Annotated in this window: 18 protein-coding genes; 16 read left to right on the top strand and 2 right to left on the bottom strand. The window is 48.4% G+C overall.

Annotated features, from left to right (window positions below; genetic code table 11):
* The first annotated feature begins 144 nt into the window (after positions 1-144).
* From AAC978_RS03360 to pyrE, 13 genes are all read left to right on the top strand, one after another.
* On the top strand, positions 145-462 hold the full coding sequence (locus tag AAC978_RS03360) for a DUF5665 domain-containing protein (RefSeq protein WP_341546555.1): 318 nt from the start codon (positions 145-147) through the stop codon (positions 460-462).
* Between the two features lie 20 nt (positions 463-482).
* Positions 483-1,151 carry a TraR/DksA C4-type zinc finger protein gene (locus AAC978_RS03355; protein WP_341546554.1) on the top strand — a complete coding sequence of 223 codons (669 nt, stop codon included), beginning with the start codon at positions 483-485 and terminating at the stop codon, positions 1,149-1,151.
* Positions 1,152-1,227: 76 nt separating this feature from the next.
* Entirely contained in the window at positions 1,228-1,686 is a 459-nt protein-coding gene (lspA, locus tag AAC978_RS03350) for a signal peptidase II (RefSeq protein ID WP_341546553.1), read from the top strand.
* A gap of 34 nt (positions 1,687-1,720) precedes the next feature.
* Positions 1,721-2,719 (top strand): RluA family pseudouridine synthase, encoded by a 999-nt coding sequence (locus tag AAC978_RS03345; protein ID WP_341546552.1) that lies wholly within the window; start codon positions 1,721-1,723, stop codon positions 2,717-2,719.
* Between the two features lie 227 nt (positions 2,720-2,946).
* Positions 2,947-3,501: a bifunctional pyr operon transcriptional regulator/uracil phosphoribosyltransferase PyrR gene (gene pyrR / locus AAC978_RS03340; RefSeq protein ID WP_341546551.1), complete on the top strand. Its 555-nt coding sequence runs from the start codon at positions 2,947-2,949 to the stop codon at positions 3,499-3,501.
* Positions 3,502-3,761: 260 nt separating this feature from the next.
* Positions 3,762-4,700 (top strand): aspartate carbamoyltransferase catalytic subunit, encoded by a 939-nt coding sequence (locus AAC978_RS03335; protein WP_341546550.1) that lies wholly within the window; start codon positions 3,762-3,764, stop codon positions 4,698-4,700.
* Positions 4,687-5,991, top strand: coding sequence for a dihydroorotase (locus AAC978_RS03330; protein WP_341546549.1), 1,305 nt, complete (start codon positions 4,687-4,689; stop codon positions 5,989-5,991). The genes AAC978_RS03335 and AAC978_RS03330 overlap by 14 nt, the downstream gene beginning before the upstream one ends.
* 141 nt (positions 5,992-6,132) lie before the next feature.
* A complete protein-coding gene (gene carA / locus AAC978_RS03325) occupies positions 6,133-7,221 on the top strand; it encodes a glutamine-hydrolyzing carbamoyl-phosphate synthase small subunit (protein WP_341546548.1) in 1,089 nt (362 codons plus the stop codon).
* A 41-nt stretch (positions 7,222-7,262) separates the two neighbouring features.
* Positions 7,263-10,439 (top strand): carbamoyl-phosphate synthase large subunit, encoded by a 3,177-nt coding sequence (gene carB, locus AAC978_RS03320; protein WP_341546547.1) that lies wholly within the window; start codon positions 7,263-7,265, stop codon positions 10,437-10,439.
* A 127-nt stretch (positions 10,440-10,566) separates the two neighbouring features.
* Positions 10,567-11,412, top strand: a complete 846-nt coding sequence (locus tag AAC978_RS03315) for a dihydroorotate dehydrogenase electron transfer subunit (RefSeq protein ID WP_341546546.1) — start codon at positions 10,567-10,569, stop codon at positions 11,410-11,412.
* Positions 11,402-12,370 (top strand): dihydroorotate dehydrogenase, encoded by a 969-nt coding sequence (locus tag AAC978_RS03310; protein ID WP_341546545.1) that lies wholly within the window; start codon positions 11,402-11,404, stop codon positions 12,368-12,370. The genes AAC978_RS03315 and AAC978_RS03310 overlap by 11 nt, the downstream gene beginning before the upstream one ends.
* Before the next feature lie 181 nt (positions 12,371-12,551).
* Complete coding sequence (gene pyrF, locus AAC978_RS03305) at positions 12,552-13,280, top strand: orotidine-5'-phosphate decarboxylase (RefSeq protein ID WP_341546544.1); 729 nt, start codon at positions 12,552-12,554, stop codon at positions 13,278-13,280.
* Positions 13,281-13,351: 71 nt separating this feature from the next.
* A complete protein-coding gene (gene pyrE, locus AAC978_RS03300) occupies positions 13,352-13,957 on the top strand; it encodes an orotate phosphoribosyltransferase (protein ID WP_341546543.1) in 606 nt (201 codons plus the stop codon).
* A gap of 131 nt (positions 13,958-14,088) precedes the next feature.
* Here pyrE and AAC978_RS03295 read toward each other — a convergent pair whose 3' ends face one another.
* The gene (locus AAC978_RS03295; protein WP_341546542.1) at positions 14,089-14,928 is read right to left on the bottom strand and encodes a MerR family transcriptional regulator; all 840 of its coding nucleotides are present in this window, start codon (positions 14,926-14,928) and stop codon (positions 14,089-14,091) included.
* A 103-nt stretch (positions 14,929-15,031) separates the two neighbouring features.
* Here AAC978_RS03295 and AAC978_RS03290 point away from each other — a divergent pair, with 103 nt between their 5' ends.
* The 3 genes from AAC978_RS03290 (at position 15,032) to AAC978_RS03280 (ending at position 18,378) form a co-directional block, all read left to right on the top strand.
* Positions 15,032-16,765, top strand: coding sequence for an FAD-binding protein (locus AAC978_RS03290; RefSeq protein ID WP_341546541.1), 1,734 nt, complete (start codon positions 15,032-15,034; stop codon positions 16,763-16,765).
* A 286-nt stretch (positions 16,766-17,051) separates the two neighbouring features.
* Positions 17,052-17,687 (top strand): cytochrome c3 family protein, encoded by a 636-nt coding sequence (locus tag AAC978_RS03285; protein ID WP_341546540.1) that lies wholly within the window; start codon positions 17,052-17,054, stop codon positions 17,685-17,687.
* Positions 17,688-17,691: 4 nt separating this feature from the next.
* The gene (locus tag AAC978_RS03280) at positions 17,692-18,378 is read left to right on the top strand and encodes a formate dehydrogenase subunit gamma (RefSeq protein ID WP_341546539.1); all 687 of its coding nucleotides are present in this window, start codon (positions 17,692-17,694) and stop codon (positions 18,376-18,378) included.
* A 377-nt stretch (positions 18,379-18,755) separates the two neighbouring features.
* Here AAC978_RS03280 and AAC978_RS03275 read toward each other — a convergent pair whose 3' ends face one another.
* Positions 18,756-20,681 carry an Rqc2 family fibronectin-binding protein gene (locus AAC978_RS03275; protein ID WP_341546538.1) on the bottom strand — a complete coding sequence of 642 codons (1,926 nt, stop codon included), beginning with the start codon at positions 20,679-20,681 and terminating at the stop codon, positions 18,756-18,758.
* Positions 20,682-20,709 lie beyond the last annotated feature (28 nt).

Genomic DNA, 20,709 nt, shown 5'->3' with positions numbered 1-20,709 from the left:
TGACAAAGAGGAGCTCTTTTTTTCGCCTTCAGTGATGCTTGTAATCTACGTCATAGCGAAGTCAGATTTCTTTATCACTGAACGGTAAGGATATTAATTTTTCTGCTTGGGAAAACTGAGTTTGAGAATCGTGAGGTGAATGAGTTGACGACCGATCATAACAAGGCCTTAAGCCGGTCAGAAGAAGGACCAGAGCTAAGAAAACAGGTTCAGGATTTATCACTGATCTTGGAGAAAATAAACCTGACGGAATATATTAGTTACCTGAATAATCCTCGACGTCTGCTTTGGCTTAACTTTGGGGTGGGACTTGTCAGGGGCCTCGGCGGTGCTATAGGGGCGACGATTCTCTTGGGATTACTGGCGATGTTTTTGAAAAATCTGGTGCTCTTAAACTTACCGGTGATCGGTGGAGTTATCGGAGAGCTTGTGGAGCTTGTAAATGCGCATAATGGGTATTAGGAAATAAGAGGAGGCTCATCATGACAGAAAGCAAATACTCAAAACTTATTGAACAGCTAAAAAAAGATAAAGAAGAAGCGATGGAAATGGCAGCCGAACTGATTACTGGGGATATGCGAGAATCCCTTGGTGAGCTTTCGGTAATCGACAATCATCCCGCGGATATTGCCACGGAGGTCTATGAACGTTCTCGGGACGTGGCAAGCCATGATCGCCTCCAGCACAGGGTTCATGCTATGAATTCGGCATTGCAGCGCTATGAAGAAGGTAAGTATGGAATCTGTGAGCATTGTCAAAAGGACATTCCCTTGGAGAGGTTAGAAGCCTTGCCCTATACCACCGTTTGTACCGCCTGCAGTCGTTTAGAGGAAAAAGAAGAGCAGCATTCCCTGCATCGAGAGCCCGTGGAGGATGAGCTCCTTCATAATCCTTTTTCAAGATCCTTTAACGATGGAACCGATCGCGTTGGCTTTGATGGGGAGGATTCTTGGCAAGCCGTCGCCAGCTTTGGGACCTCTGATTCGCCTCAAGATTTAGGTACGAATCGAGACCTGAGTGATCCCAATACCTTTTATGAGGATGGGGATGAAGCGATCGGAGCAGTTCAAGCGGTGGAGACATTGGAAGTTGATGTGGAACCTGGCTTGGACAATACGGTATATTATGGAAGAAGACACGGTCGATCTTAGTAGGTACAGCATTGCCCGCCCCCGCCTTCGTATGTTAAGATAGATGAGCAAATATAGAGTCGGGGAGGGTAACAGATTGTTGGTATGGCTAACCATTGCGGGGATTTGGATTTTCGACCGCGTTTTGAAGGTCTATATTCAAGGGAATATGGTCCCCGGTGAATCAGTCATTGTGATACCCAAAATTTTTCATTTAACCTATGTCTTAAATCCGGGAGCAGCTTTTGGTTTATTGCCGGGTCAGTCCTGGGTGTTTATTCTTACAGCAGTAGTGGTCTTAGCGGGAATAATCTATGCTCAATTGAAGATGTTCCCACGGGAAGAATGGGTGACTCGTTTGGCCTTAGGGCTCATCGGCGGAGGCGCTTTAGGTAATCTTTATGATCGGGTTTTTATTGGTAAGGTTGTGGATTATCTTGACTTCCAGATTTGGCCTTTCGTATTTAATTTCGCCGATAGTGCTATCGTTGTTGGTGTTGGTCTATTGATGCTGATGATGTTCCGGAATGAAACTAAGGAACAGAAGGCCGAGTAAGTTTGGAGAAAAGGGAATGGAATAGGGGACAAGTATGGATTGCGAAGGGTTAAATGGATTAGAAACCTATGAAGAAAATCTAGAGACGGATTTAGGGATAGAAGACTTGGAGCAGGTCGGACTAGGTGAAGCATTGGCACTCGAGCTACCGGAAGGAACCCGCCTGGATGTTGGTGTCACCGAAGTGGTCGACAAGAGCCGCTCTTATGTCCAAGGTCTGATTGGGGACGGTCACGTTCTCGTCAATGGAACCGTAAAAAAATCGAATTATAAGGTACGCTCTGGAGATAAGATTACAGTCGTGATTCCTCCACCGCAAGAGTTGAAGGTGGAAGCAGAAAACATTCCTCTAGATATAGTATATGAGGATGAGGATTTGCTGGTTGTCAATAAACCACAGGGTATGGTGGTTCACCCGGCACCGGGGGCTTGGACAGGGACTTTGGTCAATGCTTTGCTTTATCACTGTCAGAATCTCTCTGGCATCAATGGCGTATTACGTCCGGGAATCGTGCACCGCATTGATAAGGATACCTCGGGGTTACTTGTGGTGGCAAAAAGTGATTTAGCCCACCATGGCTTGGCTGAACAAGTTAAGGCCCATAGCATGACACGCCAATACCAAGCTATTGTGCATGGTGTGTTGTTCGAACCTTCGGGAACGATTGATGCTCCTATTGGCAGGGATCAGGCTGATCGTAAAAAAATGGCGGTGGTTTTTCATAATTCTAAAGAAGCTATAACTCATTATGAGGTTCTGGAGCGTTTTTCTGATTTTACCTATGTTCAGGCTCGCTTAGAAACAGGTAGAACTCATCAGATTCGCGTTCATCTGGCCTACCTTAAACATCCGGTTTTGGGAGACCCGTTGTATGGACCAAGGAAAAATCCTTTTGCTATCCAAGGTCAAATGTTACATGCTCTGCGCTTAGGGTTTATCCACCCGAGGACAGGAGAATATCTCGAGTTTAGTGCTTCGCCACCGGAACGTTTTCAGAAGACTTTACAAGCGATTCGTGAAGGAGAGAGGTAGTTACTATCAGCCCCTGCCCTCTGGATAAGTGAATAAATTATTGATTAATATGCTTTGAAAAATACATGGGAATTCTGATTGACAATGGTTGGCATCTAAGTTAGACTAAAATTGTGATAGCCTTTAAAAAGGTCCTGTGAGACGCAGAAGGCAGAAAGAAGTGGGATAACTGTCTGCTGCGCAAGTAGGCAGTTTTTTTGTACGTATTTAGGCAAGGGGGCAAAGCTTTGGAAGGGATCACAAAGAGCAAGATTCTGGATGCGGATGGAATCCGACGGGCAATCACGCGGATTGCTCACGAAATCATCGAGAAGAATAAAGGAACAGACGGGGTCGTCCTGATTGGAATCCGACGTCGCGGCGTTCCCTTGGCAGAAAGAATTCGACAACGCATCGAAGAATTTGAAGGCGTTAAACTTCCCTTAGGGATACTAGATATCACCTTATATCGAGATGATCTAAGTCGGATTGATATACAGCCGGTGGTTCATCAAACCGAGGTGCCCTTTCCTATAGAGGGGAAGACAGTGGTTTTAGTAGATGATGTTTTATTCACGGGACGAACTGCCCGAGCCGCTCTCGATGCTACCATGGATTTAGGAAGGGCGGAAAAAATCCAATTAGCCGTCCTTGTGGATCGCGGTCATCGAGAACTCCCTATCCGTGCCGATTATGTGGGAAAGAACCTCCCCACCTCGAGCCGGGAGATTGTCTCAGTCTGCATTCAAGAGATTGATGAAGTGGATGAAGTACTTTTGCTAGAGCGTTCTGAACAAAAGTAATTAACATAAGGTATGAAATCAACGCGACTAACTTAAGATACCCTTTAAGAGCTTTCCAGAGAGTGAGCCAAGGGTAGAGAATACAGGGTACTTGTATCCTTATATCCTCTTACCTTTGGTAAGGGGATTTTTTGTGCAACCAACGACTTCGCCTTCAGTAGTTGTGCTCTTAAAGGTTCGGCGAAGCCGGGTTTCTTTAGAGGTATCAGTAAGTTTAAGCTTTTGCTTATTAAATAATAGAACTGTAAGGGGAGAAAAGTATGGGCTGGACTCGAAAAGACATTCTGCATATGGAAGATCTTAAGCCAAGTGAGATTCAAATCATCATCAATACAGCAAAACCCATGAAGGAAATCTTGTCAAGGACCGTAAAAAAGCTACCAACCTTTCGCGGGAGATCGGTGTATAACTTGTTTTTTGAATCCTCTACCCGCACCAGAACTTCCTTTGAAACAGCAGCCAAGATTCTCGGTGCCGATACTACCAGCTTGGCCGTGGCTCAGAGCAGTGTCAATAAGGGCGAAAGTTTGCTGGATACCGTGAGAACCTTGCAAGCCATGAAGCCGGATCTTGTAGTCATTCGACACTCTAGTTCGGGAGCGGCACATTTTCTTGCTAAGGAACTTAAAGCCGGTGTGATTAACGCTGGGGATGGCCAACATGAGCACCCCACCCAAGCCTTGCTCGATTTATTTACCATGCAGGAGCATCTAGGTAGCGTTGAAGGAAAGAAGATTCTTCTCGTGGGAGACATTCTGCACTCCCGAGTCGCCCGCAGCAATGTTTGGGCCCTTAAAGCCTTGGGGGCAGAAGTAGTGCTTGTCGGCCCCCCGACCTTGCTCACCCCCGAAATAAAATCCTGGGGTGTGAAAACAACCTATCATCTCGATGAAGAACTGGCTGGAGCTGATGTCATCATGGCTTTGCGGCTGCAGCTCGAGCGGCAAAAGGCAGGGCTACTGCCAAGTCTGCGGGAATACTCACAGCTTTACGGAATTACTGCCGAACGAGTCCAGCGGACCGGTAAAAAGACCCTGATCATGCATCCCGGACCGGTGAATCGAGGGGTTGAAATTGAAAGCAGTATCGTCAATTCCAGCCAGTCGGTTATTGAAGAACAAGTAACCAACGGTGTCGCCGTCCGCATGGCTATTATGTATCTATTATTGGGAGGAGGGACAAATCATGTGGTGGATTAAAAATGTGCAAGTAGTTGATCCGGCTCAAAGCTTCTCGGGAAACTACGATGTCTTGATAGGAGAAGGTAGAATTATTGAGCTTAAGAAGAGCATGACTGCCGAAGAGGTTCGGGAGAAACTAGGAGAGTCCTCGACATGGGAGGAAATTGACGCTACAGGGAAGTATCTTTTTCCGGGCCTTATCGATGTGCATACCCATCTCAGAGAACCGGGCCGTGAGGATAAAGAGGATATTGCCAGCGGTTCCCAGGCAGCAGTCCGGGGTGGCTTTACCACCATCTTAGCCATGCCCAACACAACTCCTGTACTAGATCAAAAGGCCCTGATCGAATATGTAGTGAACCAAGGAAAAAAGGTTGGCTTAGCCAAGGTTCATCCCATTGCCGCGATGACTAAGGGACAAGACGGGAAGGAACTTGTGGAGATGGTTGAACTGGCCGCGGCTGGGGCGGTAGGCTTTTCCGATGATGGACGAGGGGTTCAGAGTGCAGAAATGATGCGTTTGGCTCTGGAATACGCCAAGCTAACCCGCTGCCCAGTCGTCAGTCATTGTGAGGATGAAAGCCTCGCCCACCATGGGGTGATGCATCGGGGTTTTGTGAGTACTCATCTCGGCTTGCGGGGAATTCCTAGCAGTTCGGAAAGTGTTATGGTGGCCCGCGATCTTCTCTTAGCAGAAGAGGGGGGCGGAAAGCTTCACTTAGCCCATATTTCAGCTAAGGAAAGCGTGGCGCTTATACGGGATGCGAAGAAGCGAGGGGTGGATGTGACTGCTGAAGTGAATCCGCACCACCTGATCTTTACCGACGAGGCCATTGCTGAAACTCCTTACGCTACTTCCTATAAAGTCAATCCTCCACTTCGTACCGAAGCGGATCGACAAGCGTTGATCGAAGGATTGTTGGATGGAACCATCGATATGTTAGCCACCGATCACGCCCCCCACACTTGGGAAGAGAAGGCGAATCCATTTGATGAAGCCCCCTTTGGAATTTCAGGTCTAGAGACGGCTTTGGCGGCAGTATGGCAGCACTTAGTTGTCCCAGGTGTGTTGCCAGTAGAAACACTGATCCAAGCTTGGAGCATGAACCCCGCTCAGCGCTTTCAGCTGACCGGAGGGTCCATAAAGCCGGGGGCAGTCGCCGATTTGGTGCTTTTTGATCCTGAGTACGCAGAGACCATCACCGCTGACTCTCTCGCGACAAAAGGTAAGAACACACCGTTCTTAGGCCAAAAACTTCAAGGGTTGCCCGTGAAAGTATGGGTTGAGGGACGCCTTTGGGAGAGATAAGTAAAGCTCCAGATTATTGAATGGCAAGCGAAATGAAGCGAATTTTAAGTTTAATCAGAATCAAGAGGTAAACAACGGTTAAAGGTAAAGAGTTGTGAAATGGGACCTGTCCCCAGTTCACACTTAGAAGGAGGGCTTAGGATGGCGTTTCTTGTATTGCAAGATGGAACTATGTTTGAAGGTGAAGGGTTTGGAGCATGGCCGGAGGATTTTGAAAAGACGCAAGCTGGGGAAGTGGTTTTTAATACTTCGATGTCAGGGTATCAAGAGATGATCACCGACCTATCCTATTCAGGTCAGATTCTTGTTCTGACCCATCCGCAGATCGGTAACTATGGCTGGCACGATGAGGAAAATGAAGCGGATAAAATCCTCCTTAGAGGGCTAGTGGTTCGGGAACTTTCCCAAGGGGAAGGCAGTGAGCACGGGGATCGATCCTTAGAAGAGTTCTGCAAGGTTCAGCGCATTTGGGGATTGAAGGGAATCGATACTCGGGCCTTAACCCGGCATATTCGCAAGGAGGGCACCTTGCCGGGAGTTTTTGCCCATACTTACCAACAAGGAATGAAGTATTGGGAAGAAAACCCTCAGAATCCCATGGATATGGAAAAGACTAAGCACTGGGTCTACAAGGCAACAGTCCAGGAGAGCTACGAGATCCCCGGGAGTGGTCCTTATGTGGCGGTACTAGACTGTGGGGCCAAACGCAATATCCTGCGCAGCTTGCAACAGCGTGGACTGCGCATTCGCGTGTTTCCAGCTTGGAGCAGTGCCGAAGAAATCTTAGCCAGCTCGCCCAAGGGGATTTTCTTGAGCAATGGACCGGGAGATCCCAGTGACCTTCCCGATTTAGTTAAGACAGTTCAGATCTTGTTGCCCAAACTCCCCATGATGGGAATCTGCTTAGGGCATCAAATTTTAGCCTTAGCAGCTGGTGGTAAAACCTATAAATTACCCTTTGGGCATCGTGGAGGGAACCACCCGGTTCAGGATCTGCGCACCGGCAAAACGACCATGACAGCCCAGAATCACGGGTATGCTGTCGAAGCCGACTCTTTAGCAAGCACAGGCTTTGAAGTGATTTACAAGAATTTAAATGATGGAACGGTGGAAGGGATGGAACATACTCAATACCCCATCTTCTCTGTGCAATATCATCCAGAAGGTGCCCCCGGTCCTGATGAGAATATGGAGCTTTTTGAACGTTTTTTTGCGGCGATTGGGGCGTAAGCTCACCTATTCGACGGCACTTTAGCTAGGAGGAAGAAGTTATGAAAAATATGAAGTGGAATAAGGTGCTCGTGATCGGATCAGGTCCGATCGTGATTGGTCAAGCTGCAGAATTTGATTATGCCGGAACACAAGCCTGCCGTGCCTTGCGGGAAGAAGGAGTTGAGGTAGTTCTCGTCAACTCTAATCCTGCCACAATTATGACGGATCGGGAGGTCGCTGACCGGGTCTATATCGAGCCCCTGACAGTGGAATTTTTAGAACGGATTATCGAAAGAGAACGGCCCGATGGTCTTATTCCCACTATGGGGGGACAAACGGGTCTGAACTTAGCCTTCCAATTAGCGGAGCGAGGAATACTGGAACGCTGCGGGGTGCAGCTCATGGGTACCTCTCTCGAAAGCATTACCAAGGCTGAAGATCGGGAGCATTTCCGGAGTCTGATGAATTTTCTGGGGGAACCGGTACCGCCCAGCGTGATTGTTTCAGAGGTGGGAGAAGCTTTAGAATTCGCTGAGGGAATTGGTTATCCCGTGATTGTCCGACCGGCCTATACTCTTGGCGGTACCGGGGGCGGAATTGCCCAAGATCGTGAATCCCTGCAGGAAATCTGCAAAAGCGGTCTGCAAGCCAGCCTCATTGGCCAAATTCTGGTGGAAAAAAGTGTGGCGGGTTGGAAGGAAATCGAATACGAAGTGCTTAGGGATGGTGCGGGCAATTGCATCACCATTTGTAATATGGAGAATATGGACCCGGTAGGGGTTCATACCGGTGACAGCATCGTGGTGGCTCCTTGCCAGACTCTCACCGATCGGGAGGTTCAAGCCCTGCGTACCTCATCCCGCAGGATTGTGGAAGCTTTGGGGATCGAGGGTGGGTGTAATGTTCAATATGCTCTGCATCCGGAACGCTTGGAGTATGTGGTCATCGAGGTGAACCCGCGTCTGAGTCGTTCCAGTGCTTTGGCTTCCAAAGCCACAGGCTACCCGATTGCTAAAGTAGCTGCAAAAATTGCTTTGGGCTATACTCTTCCGGAGTTGACCAATGCTGTAACCGGAAAAACTTCAGCCTGTTTCGAACCGGCCCTAGATTATGTGGTGGTTAAAATTCCCCGCTGGCCCTTCGATAAATTCTCAGATGCAGATCGTCGCTTAGGTACTCAGATGAAGGCTACGGGGGAAGTGATGGGCTTAGGCAGGAATCTGGAGACGGCATTGCAGAAAGCTGTACGTTCCTTAGAAATAAAAGCTTATGGACTGCTCCTACCCGAGTTGGGAGACCTTTCTGATGAAGAAATTATTAAACGCTGCCAAAAGCCTGATGACCAGCTGCTTTTTATCCTGGCGGAAGGCTTCAGACGAGGCTTTAGCCTAGAGCGGATTCAAAAAGCTAGCCGCTGGAATCCTTACTTTCTGCTGGCTATCCGGCGCATCGTCAAGTTGAGCAATGAGCTCCAGACTACGACTTGGCAAGATGATCTTTTGTTAAAAGCGAAAAGAATGGGCTTTGCCGATCGAGAAATTGCTCGTTTATGGGAGACCACAGAAAAAGAACTTTATGACTATCGTGAGAACAAAGGAATTCGTCCTGTTTTCAAAATGGTCGATACCTGTGCCGGAGAATTTGAAGCCCTCACCCCTTATTTCTACTCCAGTTATGATCAAGAAAATGAGGGAATCCCCTCCCCTAAACGTAAAGTGGTTGTTTTAGGGTCCGGACCGATTCGGATCGGACAAGGGATCGAATTCGATTATTGCTCGGTCCACTCCGTATTGGCCCTCAAGAAAGCTGGGGTGGAGACGATTATCATCAATAACAACCCGGAGACCGTATCCACGGACTTTGATACGGCAGACAGGCTCTATTTTGAGCCCTTAACCCTCGAAGACGTCTCGGCGGTTTTGGACCTAGAACAGCCGGAAGGGGTCATCGTCCAATTCGGGGGGCAAACAGCCATCGGTCTAGCCAAGCCCCTAGCGGAGCGGGGCTATAAAATCCTCGGCACCAGCATTGAGGATATCGACCGGGCAGAAGAGCGGGGTCTCTTCGATGTGGTTCTCAACGCCATCGGCGCCAAACGGCCCAAGGGGGGTCAAGCGTCATCTCTGGAAGAAGCTCGTGCTGTAGCGCTGCAAATTGGCTACCCGCTGATGATTCGCCCTTCTTTTGTCCTAGGTGGCCGTGCCATGGAAATTGTCTATGACCCTGCCGAACTGGAAAACGTAGTCAACCGAGCCATGGCCGATTTCCCGGGTCAAGAGCTCTGGATGGATCAATATTTAGTGGGAACGGAAGTGGAAGTGGATGCGATCTCCGATGGAGAAAATGTGAGTATTCCGGGAATTATGGAGCATCTGGAAAGGGCGGGCGTGCACTCCGGGGACTCCATCGCGGTCTATCCCCCTTTGACCTTGCCCGAGCCGCTAAAAGAACGAATTACAATACTCACCACAGAGATCGCGCGGGCACTCAATGTGTTGGGCCTCTTAAATATTCAATATGTCATACACCAGGGTGAGGTCTATGTGATTGAAGTGAATCCACGCTCCAGTCGTACGGTGCCATTTATCAGCAAGGTCACCGGATTGTCCATTGTGGATTACGCCACAGAAGTTATTTTGGGGAAATCCTTGTTGGAATTAAACCTACCACTGGGTCTGTGGACGGTACCGGAGCGCGTAGCAGTCAAGGTCCCTGTCTTTTCCTTCTCCAAGCTTCATCAGGTGGAGCCCTCCCTAGGGCCGGAGATGAAATCTACCGGCGAGGTAATGGGGGTAGACCGAACTTATGAAAAGGCTCTCTACAAAGCCCTTTTAGCGGGAGGATTCAATATGTCTGCTCATGGTAGCTTGTTGGTTACCTTAGCGGACCGTGATAAGCAAGAAGGGCTATCATTGGTTAAGAAGTTTGTGGACTTAGGATTTCGGATATTGGCTACAGAAGGAACAGCCAAAGCCCTTCGTGAGGAGGGGATTGAAGTAATCCCGGTGGAGAAGCTTCATCAGGGGTCGACGGAAATCACTGATGCCATCCGCCAAGGTGTGATTCAATGCGTACTCAATACTACGACTCATAATAAGAAACAAGCCAGCGATGGCTTTGCGATTCGCCGCACAGCGGTTGAGCAAGGTATCCCTTGCTTTACAAGCTTAGACACGGCCTCGGCCTGGGTTCATGTACTGATGTCCTTTTTACCCAGTCTGATGCCACTCAGTTGAAAAAAGGGGTCTCATCCATAGATTTATGGTCCATTGATTCATTTCGATTCACGAATAAAGAATTGCAGGATTAAAGGTATGTAGAACTGAAATACTTACAGAAGGAAACAAGAAAGGTGGGGTTCTTTTGTTAGGAAAGGCCCATATTATTGCCCATGATTTTGTGGGTGACCCTCTCTACAAAATCAGGAGACTGATTCTCCGGACGGAAGTTGCTCGAGAGGCTCAGCCCGGACAATTTGTCCATGTGCAAGTGGCCAAAGGAATGGATCCGCTGCTACGCCGCCCGATCAGTATCGCGGACATTCAGAGGGAGGCTCAGGAAATCACACTGCTCTACCGCATCAAGGGAAAGGGCACAGAGATATTATCCGAAGCTAAGGTCGGGGAGGAACTGAGCCTGATGGGTCCTCTGGGCCACGGATTTACCCTGCCTGCACGAGGCGAACTCATTTTGGTGGCCGGTGGGATTGGGGTATTTCCCTTGCTCCCCTTGGCTAAAGCAGCTCAGGAGAAGAATCTTGACGTGAGTTTATATTGGGGTGGGGAAAATAAAGGCTTCTTTACTAGCTCTGGGCTGGATCTGTGGCAAGAAGCTAGAATCCCCGTTTTTCTAAGCTCAATGGATGGAAGCATCGGCGAGAAAGGGAATGTTCTGGATCTCCTGAAGAAGCAGGTGGGAAGCCGGCTCAATCATGGTGAGGGTGCTACACAAGCTGCACAAAGTGAAGTTTTATCCGTCGCAGTGTGTGGACCCCAGGTTATGACTCAGGTCGTCAGCGATTACTTTTTACAAAAAGGGGCTGCGGTGGAGGTTTCCTTAGAAGAACGGATGGGTTGCGCGGTAGGAGCCTGTTTGGGCTGTGTCTGCACTCTTAAGGATAAAGTGAGCGGTAGAATTTACAGGGGTAAAGTGTGCAAGGATGGACCAGTGTTTAAAGGGGAGGAGGTGCTCTGGGATTATGAAGGTTAATGGGAAAATCGAAGATAATTATGAGAACTATACAGAAAAGTCTAAGGAAGATATCGACTTGACGGTGGAGCTTGGTCCTTTAACCCTTAGGAATCCTATCATCACTTGTTCCGGGACCTATGGCTTCGGGGATGAGTATGCCCCCTACTGTCCTGTGGAAAAGCTGGGAGGAATCACTCTCAAGGGACTTACTCCCGAGCAGCGCCTAGGTAACCCCTTACCCCGGCTGGCAGAAACCCCTGCGGGAATGCTCAACTCTGTAGGTCTGGAGAATCCTGGATTAGAGGACTTCCTCCAATCCTATCTCCCTAAGGTACGGGAATTACCGACGACGGTTATTGCTAATATCTCTGGGTTTTCCTTAAGGGATTATGAAATTATGGCCAATGCTTTTCAAGCAGGTTCGGGAATTGATGCCATCGAAGTTAATATTTCCTGCCCTAATGTGAAGCATGGAGGAATGCATTTTGGCACTCATCCGGACAGTGCTCAAGAGGTCATCGCTTTGGTCAAGGCTAAGACGAATCTTCCTGTGATTGCCAAGCTGTCGCCCAATGTCACAGATATTGTGCAGATGGCCAAGGCAGTAGAGCAGGGTGGCGCTGATATTATCTCTATGATCAACACCTTGCTGGGTATGAGTATTGATATTGAACGGCGTCAACCCATCTTAGCCAACAAAGTAGGGGGGCTTTCCGGACCGGCGATACGACCAGTGGCTGTGCGTATGGTTTGGCAAGTGGCGCAAGCCGTGAATATCCCGATTATCGGTATGGGGGGAATCCTCACCTGGCAGGATGCAGCGGAATTCATGCTGGCTGGTGCCAGAGCGGTGAGCATCGGCACGGGGAATTTTGTGAACCCGCTGGCTCCTCTCGAGGTGCTTGAGGGAATCGAGGAGTATTGCCGGAGACATGGCTTTGCCGCTGTGAGTGATATCGTGGGATTAGCGCACTAGAGTTAGTACACAAGGATAATGTACTCCGATTAGTACATTAGGTTTTCAAACCCGAGCTGTAGGAAAGATCATCCAATAGAGTGTAAAAAACTAGGTGATACAATGATTCTTACTTCAGATGGATTTTTCATAAAAGTTAGGAGTCTTACAGCTTGCAGTCATGGAAGAAAGGAAGATAAAGATGGAGCAAGAAAGAACTCTTCAGGAGACCACCTCTAAGGTGATGGTAGCCTTGGATGTGGACAGCAGGGAGAAGGCCCTAGCCTTGGCGGACCAATTGCAGGGGAGCGGGTGCTGGCTCAAAGTAGGGATGGAGCTATATAACGCAACAGGGGCGAGTATAATCAAGGAGTTAAAGGAAAAAGGTTTCTCCATCTTCTTAGATCTAAAGCTCCATGATATTCCCAATACGGTGGAAAGAGCGGTTCGGGTTTTAGCGGGCTATGGCGCCGACATGCTCACCATTCACTGTAGTGGTGGTTATGATATGATGGCTCGGGCAGTCCAGGCCACTCATGAGGTCAAGGAACAAGGAAACTCTGAAAAGCGGATGAAGATTATTGGGATCACAGTCTTAACCAGTCTTGATGAAGGAAGACTGCACGTGGAGCTAGGAGTAAACCGTACCCTGCAAAATCAGGTGGTGGCCTTGGCCGAACTTGGGCAAAGGGCAGGTATCGATGGGGTCGTTGCTTCGGCACAGGAAAGTCAGGTCCTCCGTGAGCATTTAGGTCCGGATTTTCTAGTCATTACGCCTGGGATCCGCCCCAGAGGAAGCGAGACCCATGATCAGGCCCGTACTCTCACTCCCATTGAAGCTCTTGAGGCGGGTAGCTCCTATCTGGTGGTAGGCAGGCCAATCACCCAAGCTCCAAGTCCTCGGCAGGCTTTAGAACGTCTCTGGGATTAGAGCCTTAAAATGATATTTAGCTGTAGGGTCGAGATGGATCACGAAGTGATGTTTTGAAAGGAGTTAATTACATGACTATATCCAATAAATCTATATCCCCTGAAGAGGTTTTAGGTATTTTCAGAGAGAGCGAGGCCTTACTGGAGGGGCATTTCCGACTGACTTCGGGAAGGCACAGCCGCCAATACATGCAATGCGCTAAGGTTCTGCAATACCCGCACCATGCAGCTCGCTTGGGTGAGGCACTGGCAGGATCCTTTAAGGGTCACAAGATTGACCTAGTCATCGGACCCGCCATGGGTGGAATATTGGTTGCTCATGAGGTAGGCAAGGCCTTAGGAACGAAGGCACTGTTTACTGAACGAGAAAACGGAGAAATGAAATTACGGCGGGGTTTTGAACTTCATCCGGGTCAGCGTGTCTTAGTTGTGGAAGATGTGATTACAACCGGAGGCTCAGTTCGGGAGGTTATCGAGGTCGTTAAAGCCTATGGAGCTGAACCCGTCGGTGTGGGAGTAATTGTGGATCGCAGTTGTGGAAAAGCTGAGTTTGGAGTGCCTTTAGCCGCTTTGCTGGAGATCGAGATTGAGACCTTCGATCCAGAAGGTTGTCCTCTCTGTGCAGAAGGGATTCCAGCGATTAAACCGGGAAGCCGTGCACTGCCTACGGGAAAATAGGGGATATAATTTTTTGACCTGTCTCAGGGATAAGCAGTCGATTAAAGTTTGGGAGTTAACCATTGAGCAATTTTCCACAAAAAATCCGAACGTATTCTGTTGAATCGTTCGGATTTTTATTATTAACCAAATCAATGTGAAAGTGTTTTGTCCAATGAACTAGGAGTGCTTTTTGGATCCACGCGCACCCATACCAGTAGGTAGAAAAGAGGTCCCTTTTCGGTGTGGTCAATATGTAGCAACCGCCCACCCGTGCAGCTTGCAAAGACATACTCGTGTGCCTCCGCGTATTCCAGCAGAGGAGAAATATCTTGTGGGCACAGGGAGAGGAGGTCATGAGTGGTGATGCAGGTGCGGATGAAATGGCCGCCGGGTTGATAGTAGGCGCGGCCACCCAGTGGGAGTCGAAACTTTTCCACATAGTGGATAAGTGCGCCCAAACCAAGTTGGATGCTGTAAAGGTCAAGCCCTTTTCGGTAGTTCAATTCCTCCAGCGGGATGGTCGCAGACACATAAGTGAAGGGAAGCTGCTTCACCCACTGCTCCATTCCGTAGTCTGGAAGAAAGCCCTCTTTGCGGTTGATTGACACCACAGCCCAGGTTGCCGGGCCGTCGAATTCTTCAACCTTATTCAGAATCCGCACGCCACAGCTCGCGTAGATCCGGGTTTCATGCATTCGTGATAGCTCCAGCCGGAGCATCTCTATTTCACGCTCCAACTCCGCCTCCCGATGTCCCAAGAATTTGTTGTATTCGCAGATGCTGACGAAAGAATCCCGTATGGATTCAAGTTGCATGCCATAGGTGCGCATTTCCTTGGTCAGAAGCGCCACAAGCGCATCGTTTACACTGTAGTCGTAATAGCCGTTTTCCCGCATTTTTGGATTCAGCAGCCCGATCTCTCGGTAATGTCGGATGGTTTCCGGTGTTACACCAATACAATCCGCCAATTTTCGAATGGTAACTTTCACAAATATTTACACCTCCGAGTATTGACTCTGTGGTTGCCCCATAGTTTAAAATACATTTCACAAGCAGTATAGCATATATACAGCTTAATAAGGAGGAAGAAGGATGAAGAAAACAAAGATTATCTCAATTCTATCGGTATTCCTGTGCCTAACGCTGGTGCTGTCGGCCTGTTCCGCCGCCCCCGCCAGTAATGGAGGATCTGCCCCAGCAAAGACAGGGATAGTCCCTGGCGACTACCTTGGTGTGGGTGACGGCCGCAACGGTCAGATCGTGGTTAAGGTCACACTGGGGGCAGACAGCATCGACGCCATCAAGGTTATAAGTGAAAAGGAGACCTACAACACAGGTTCTGTCCCAATTCAGAAATACCCTGATCTGATCGTGCAGAATCAGACCTTGGACCTTGATGTGGTGAGCGGGGCGACAATCAGTAGCTTCGCGTTCCTGAATGCGGTTAAGAATGCTATTACCCAAGCGGGCGGTGACCCGGCCAAGTTTACAGGCAAGGTTACCACGGAGGTGCCTCATGAAGACAGCACAGCGGATGTGGTGGTAGTTGGGGCGGGTGGCGCAGGCATGACCGCTGCCATCAGCGCGGCTAATGAGGGTAAGAAGGTCATCCTGCTAGAGAAGCTTGGCATTTTGGGCGGTACCTCAAATTATTCCATCGAAAGCTTTGGTGCGATAGGGGATAAGACCCATGTTGCGCTGGGCAGCGATGTGACAGCAGACGAACAAGCGGCGACCTTAACAAAGCAAAACCCCAAGGGAACGGCGGAGGCCTTCAGCGTACTGACACATAACAATGGCGCTGCGGCGGACTGGCTTCGCAGTATCGGCGCCCAATTGCCGGTGGCAAGCGGTCAGATCAGTTCCACCGCTTCCCGCGAAGTGGGTGAGTTTGGCAACGCAATCGTGTCAGCCCTTAAAGCGGAATGTGAAAAGGCCGGCGTGGACGTAAGGATCAACAGCAAAGCGACTGAGCTGGTTATGAAGGATGGTGCCGTGGACGGTATCAAGGTTTCCACTAAGCTGGGGGACTATACTATTACAGCTAAAGCGGTGGTCATCGCTTCCGGTGGATTCGGAGCAAACAAGGATATGGTGGTCCAATATGCCCCCGAGCTGAAAGATTATAGGAGTTCCTGTTCCTCCGGCGCCACGGGAGATGGCCATCAAATGGCTCAAGCTGTAGGTGCAGATCTAAAGAATATGGATTATATCCGTGTCAACTTCACCTATACTACCGCAGAAAATGGCTATTTCTATTATATGGGCAGCCTATTCAATACCGGTGCGATTTTTGTAAACAAGGATGGTCAGCGTTTTGTGAACGATCAGGGAGGATATGGAGTAGGACCTAAGGTCGTTGCACAGGGTGGCAGCGGTTGGGCAATCTTCGACAATTCCCTTGTTGCGGGCGTTAAGGATGTGCGTGAGTATGAGAAGCTGGGTCTCTTTGTGAGCGCGAACAGCATTGAAGAACTTGCGGACAAAATCGGCGTGAACAAGGAGAACCTTGTTAAGACGATCAACAACTACAAGGGTTATGTGGCTAACGGTAAGGACGAAGAGTTCGGCCGCGCCATGTTGAACATGACATTCGATGAAGCACCTTTCTATGCCTCCCCCATGACCTGCCGCGTGCAGGGTACCTTCGGAGGTATCGACACAGATGTGAATACCCAGGTGCTTAAAGCAGATGGAAAACCTATTCCGGGGCTGTTCGCAGCAGGTGAATGCGCTAACGTCGGGACTTGGGGAGCCAACCCGGCCGCCGTCAACATCGTGTTTGGCCGTATTGCGGGTCAGAATGCCGCTGCTTACATTAAATAATATCGGAATCACCTGACTTCAGGGTGCCATGTAAAAACATTAGGCAAGATAGTAAATAAAAGAGATAACCTAAGCAAAACAAGAAAAGAAGTAGAAACTGCACTTAAAAATAGTTTCTACTTCTTTTTTATGTCCCCAGAAACTGTAATAGATAAAATCTTTCTTGGTCACAATAATTACTCGTGCATATCCTTAGATATTTCGAGATACAATAACCTTGCTGTGGTCACAGACCTAGACAGGGTCCCCCTTAAATGTTTCGATTTCAGAATATGAGGTAGGGAATATGACGAAGAAAAACCAATGGGTACTTAAAAAACTTATTTTCCTTATTGTCTTTAGCTTCTTGCTGCTCTTTAGCGGAGCAACAGTGCTGGCGCAAGTAGATTGTAATCAGTGTCACGCTAATCAAGTGAACAAACTAAAAGACTCGACACATGCCTCCCTGAGCTGCACGAGTTGCCACAGTGATGTGACTGCCTATCCTCATCCTGAGGGGGTGAAGGTCACAAAGAAGGAAAGTGTTGCCATCTGCAACACCTGCCATACAGGTCGCGTGGCCGAAACCTATCAGCAGAGTTTTCATGGCAAAGGGGTCTTTCTGGGGAGTCAAAGATCAGCCAGTTGCGTAGATTGTCACAGTGCCCACGCGGTTTTAGGACAAGATCATCCTAATTCACTTGTAGCAAAGGAAAATATCCCCCAGACCTGCGCCAAGTGCCATGATAATCCCTCCCCAGGCTTTGCCCAAGGGACGGAGCATTTCGAACTGACTGCTATGGGGCCGGGGAAGCCCATGTATTATACCGCGAAATTCTTTGTTTGGTTAACAATAATTGCTATGACCTTGTTGGTGATTCACATTGAAATGCAGTTGTATCGCGAGCTGCGAACTATATTGCAGACCCGCAACAGGAGGTGACCCCATGGGACAGGATAAAGTGTATGAGCGGTTTGATATACATCAGAGAATTCAGCATATGGGTATGTTCACCAGCTTTTTTGTTCTTACCCTTACAGGTTTGCCAATAAAATTTGAACAAAGCAGTTTTGCCCAAGGAGTTGTGTCCTTGTTTGGTGGTTTTGATAATCTTTTTTATGTCCATCTCCTGGGAGCTGCGCTTATGATTTTCGTAAGTGTATATCACTTGATATATCTGGTGGTTGTGCCTTTAGGTGGCAAAAGAAAGTCCTGGGCGATTATGCCCAATTGGAAAGACTTTAACGATCTCTTTCAGAACCTGGGCTACTTTTTTGGATTCAGAAAGGAACCGGCCCGTTTTGACCGCTACTCCTACAAAGAGAAGTTCGACTACTGGGCGGTATTCTGGGGTATGTTTATCATGGGCGGCTCTGGTCTTTTGATGTGGTACCCTCAATTCTTTACGCAATTCCTACCCCGCTGGGTAATCGATTCATCCCGCTATGCCCACACGGATGAGGCTATCTTGGCTATTAGCGCCATTTTTATCTGGCATTTTTATAATGTCCACTTTAATACCAGATCCTTTCCCATGAGTAAAGTATGGTATGTGGGGACGATGAATCAAGAGGAGATGGAGGAGGAGCACCCCGTTGAATTAGAAAGAATGGAAAGAGATAAAAATATCTAAGGGGTGAAGGTGATGGGAGTACCTCGGTTCAAATATAGTGTGACCCTAATTCTTGTGGAAATGGTTGTTTATGCAGCAGCCCTTGCAGTGATTCTTAATTGGGCCTTTCATTCTGCACTGTAATGAGCTCGTAGAGCTTTAGAAACTATTGTAAGGCTGGTTTACTAGTAGGAGAAAACTTCTTCTGAAGCTATCAATCACTCAATGGCTAACCATGTTAAAGAGCAAGCTCTCCAATTACACCCGCCTCTACCTAATCAGGCTAGGGTGCTAATTGAGAGCTTGCTCTTATTTGGGGGTCAAGATCCTTTGCTTTTCTCAGGATCCGTCATCTGTAGATTTGTTTGTAGATTTATTTGCAGACTAAATTTATAGACTTATTCATGATTCTGGGGAATTTCCTCCGCTTCGCTGGCCAGTAAGCGTTCCAGGATTTCTTCTTTAGGAGTTAAATAAAGGGTCCAATTGGTATCATAGATTACCATGCCGGGTTTAGCGGCATTGGGTTTTTTAATGTTCTTCACATGAGTATAATCCACCGGGACTAAAGTAGAGCCTTTAGCCTGGCTGAAATGAATAGCGAGGGCTGCTGCTTCTTCGAGAGTAGCATCGTCAGGAAACTCTTCGCCTTCGGCAAGTGGTATGAGGACATGGGAACCGGGAATATTTTTGGTATGCAACCAAAGGTCCTGAGGGCGGCCCTTCTTGAGGGTGAGCCAGTCGTTTTGGCGATTATTTTTACCCACGAGAATCGGATGGTTTTGACTGGAAAGATAAACTTTTGGCTGAGGGGACTCGGGTTTGTTGCTGTTCTTATTTCCGTTTTTCTCTTTACCACTGTATCCGGCTTTGCCGTGTTTAGGGGTTTTGCCACGATTTTTATGGTTTGAAGTCTTCTTCCCTTCGTCTTGCGGGGATTTTCCGTGATGCTTTCCTGATAAATAATTTTGCTCAATGAGTTCTTTATGGACTTCGTCTAGCTCCGAGGGAGTGGATGCTTGTTCTAAGCTCAGCAGAACGGAGTTGAGATAAGTAAGTTCACTCTCAACGGCTTCTTGAAGCGGAGTGGTCTTTTGGATGGTGGCCTTAGCTTTATTGTAAAGGCGGTAATAGCGTTGGGAGTTTTCAATGCCCGTAAGCTGTGCGTCAAGGGGAATAGTCAGCTTGGGGAGAGTTTCTTCATTGTAATCTTCCACGAGAATTTCTTTCATGCCTAGTTCAAGCCGGAAGAGGTTAGCGGTAAGCAGCTCACCCCAACGTTGGTACTTGAGACTTTTTCCGGCATTAGCGATAGTATCCTCATAGATGCCCTTTTTCTTGGACAAATGTTGCAAATGCTCCTGAAGGATTTTGCGCAAGGAGCCCCGTTTGGCCTCCAAGGTATTGTTTGAGGCCTTGGTCTGATAGAAGTTTTCCACGGCCTCGGCCAGAGTGGGAAAATCCTGGCTGGGAAGCCCTTGATAGATTTGAAAAGGTAAAAATGTGAAGGCAGTGGGTAGAGAGTTAGGACGTGTTGGTTGAACTCCCTTTTGATAGTAAAGGGTTGGCTCTAAATTAGGGGTAAAAGCAGGGTTAGCCAATTGGGTATAGGCCTGGAAAATTCGCGAAAGGTCAATATCCCCGCATTGGTCAAGAGAAGTCCCCAGTTCCAGTCCGGAGCGGGTCATGATTTCTCTGGCGAGCTCAGGGCTAATTCCTGCATAATGTTTGACCAGGAGATCCACAACCCTTTCGTGGATTGCTTCTTGAAATAGGGCCTCACGCCATTCCTCTTCATTGGTGAGGGGATCTACCTTACCTTGGGAGGGGGGAGCGATGTATTGGCGCCCGGGCAGAACCTCCCGGTGGCGGCTTAAGGCATGGGAATAACGCTTAAGGCCATCTAAGATGGTACCGCTTTGGGGATCTACCAGAATCAGATTACTATGTTTACCCATGATCTCCAGATAGAGATGAAGGGTAGCTAAATCACCATATTCGTTATAGTTTTGCACGGATAAAAGGATGATGCGTTCCAAACCCAGTTGTTCAATGTTAAGAATCTTACCGCCTTCGATATGCTTGCGCAAGATCATGCAAAACATGGGGGGAGAAGCGGGGTTCTTCTTGTTTTTTTGGCTAAGATGGAGACGAGCTGCAGTAGCAGAGATATTGAGGAGCAGACGATAGGATTGCCCTTGGCTACGAAGGTGCAGGTGGATTTCTTCCTTCTCCGGTTGGGTGATTTTATCGATGCGAGCCCCCGTAAGTTGGGGCGCTAATTCACGGATTAGATGGTGCAAAGTGATGCCGTCTAAGGCCATAAGGAATCTCCTCTCTGAGCTTGAAGAT

Origin of the sequence: Desulfitobacterium sp. THU1 (assembly GCF_038181555.1) — a bacterium.
Classification (GTDB): Bacteria; Bacillota; Desulfitobacteriia; order Desulfitobacteriales; family Desulfitobacteriaceae; genus Desulfitobacterium.
Note: the sequence above shows the minus strand (reverse complement) of the source record. Positions and strands in the feature narration are given on the sequence as shown.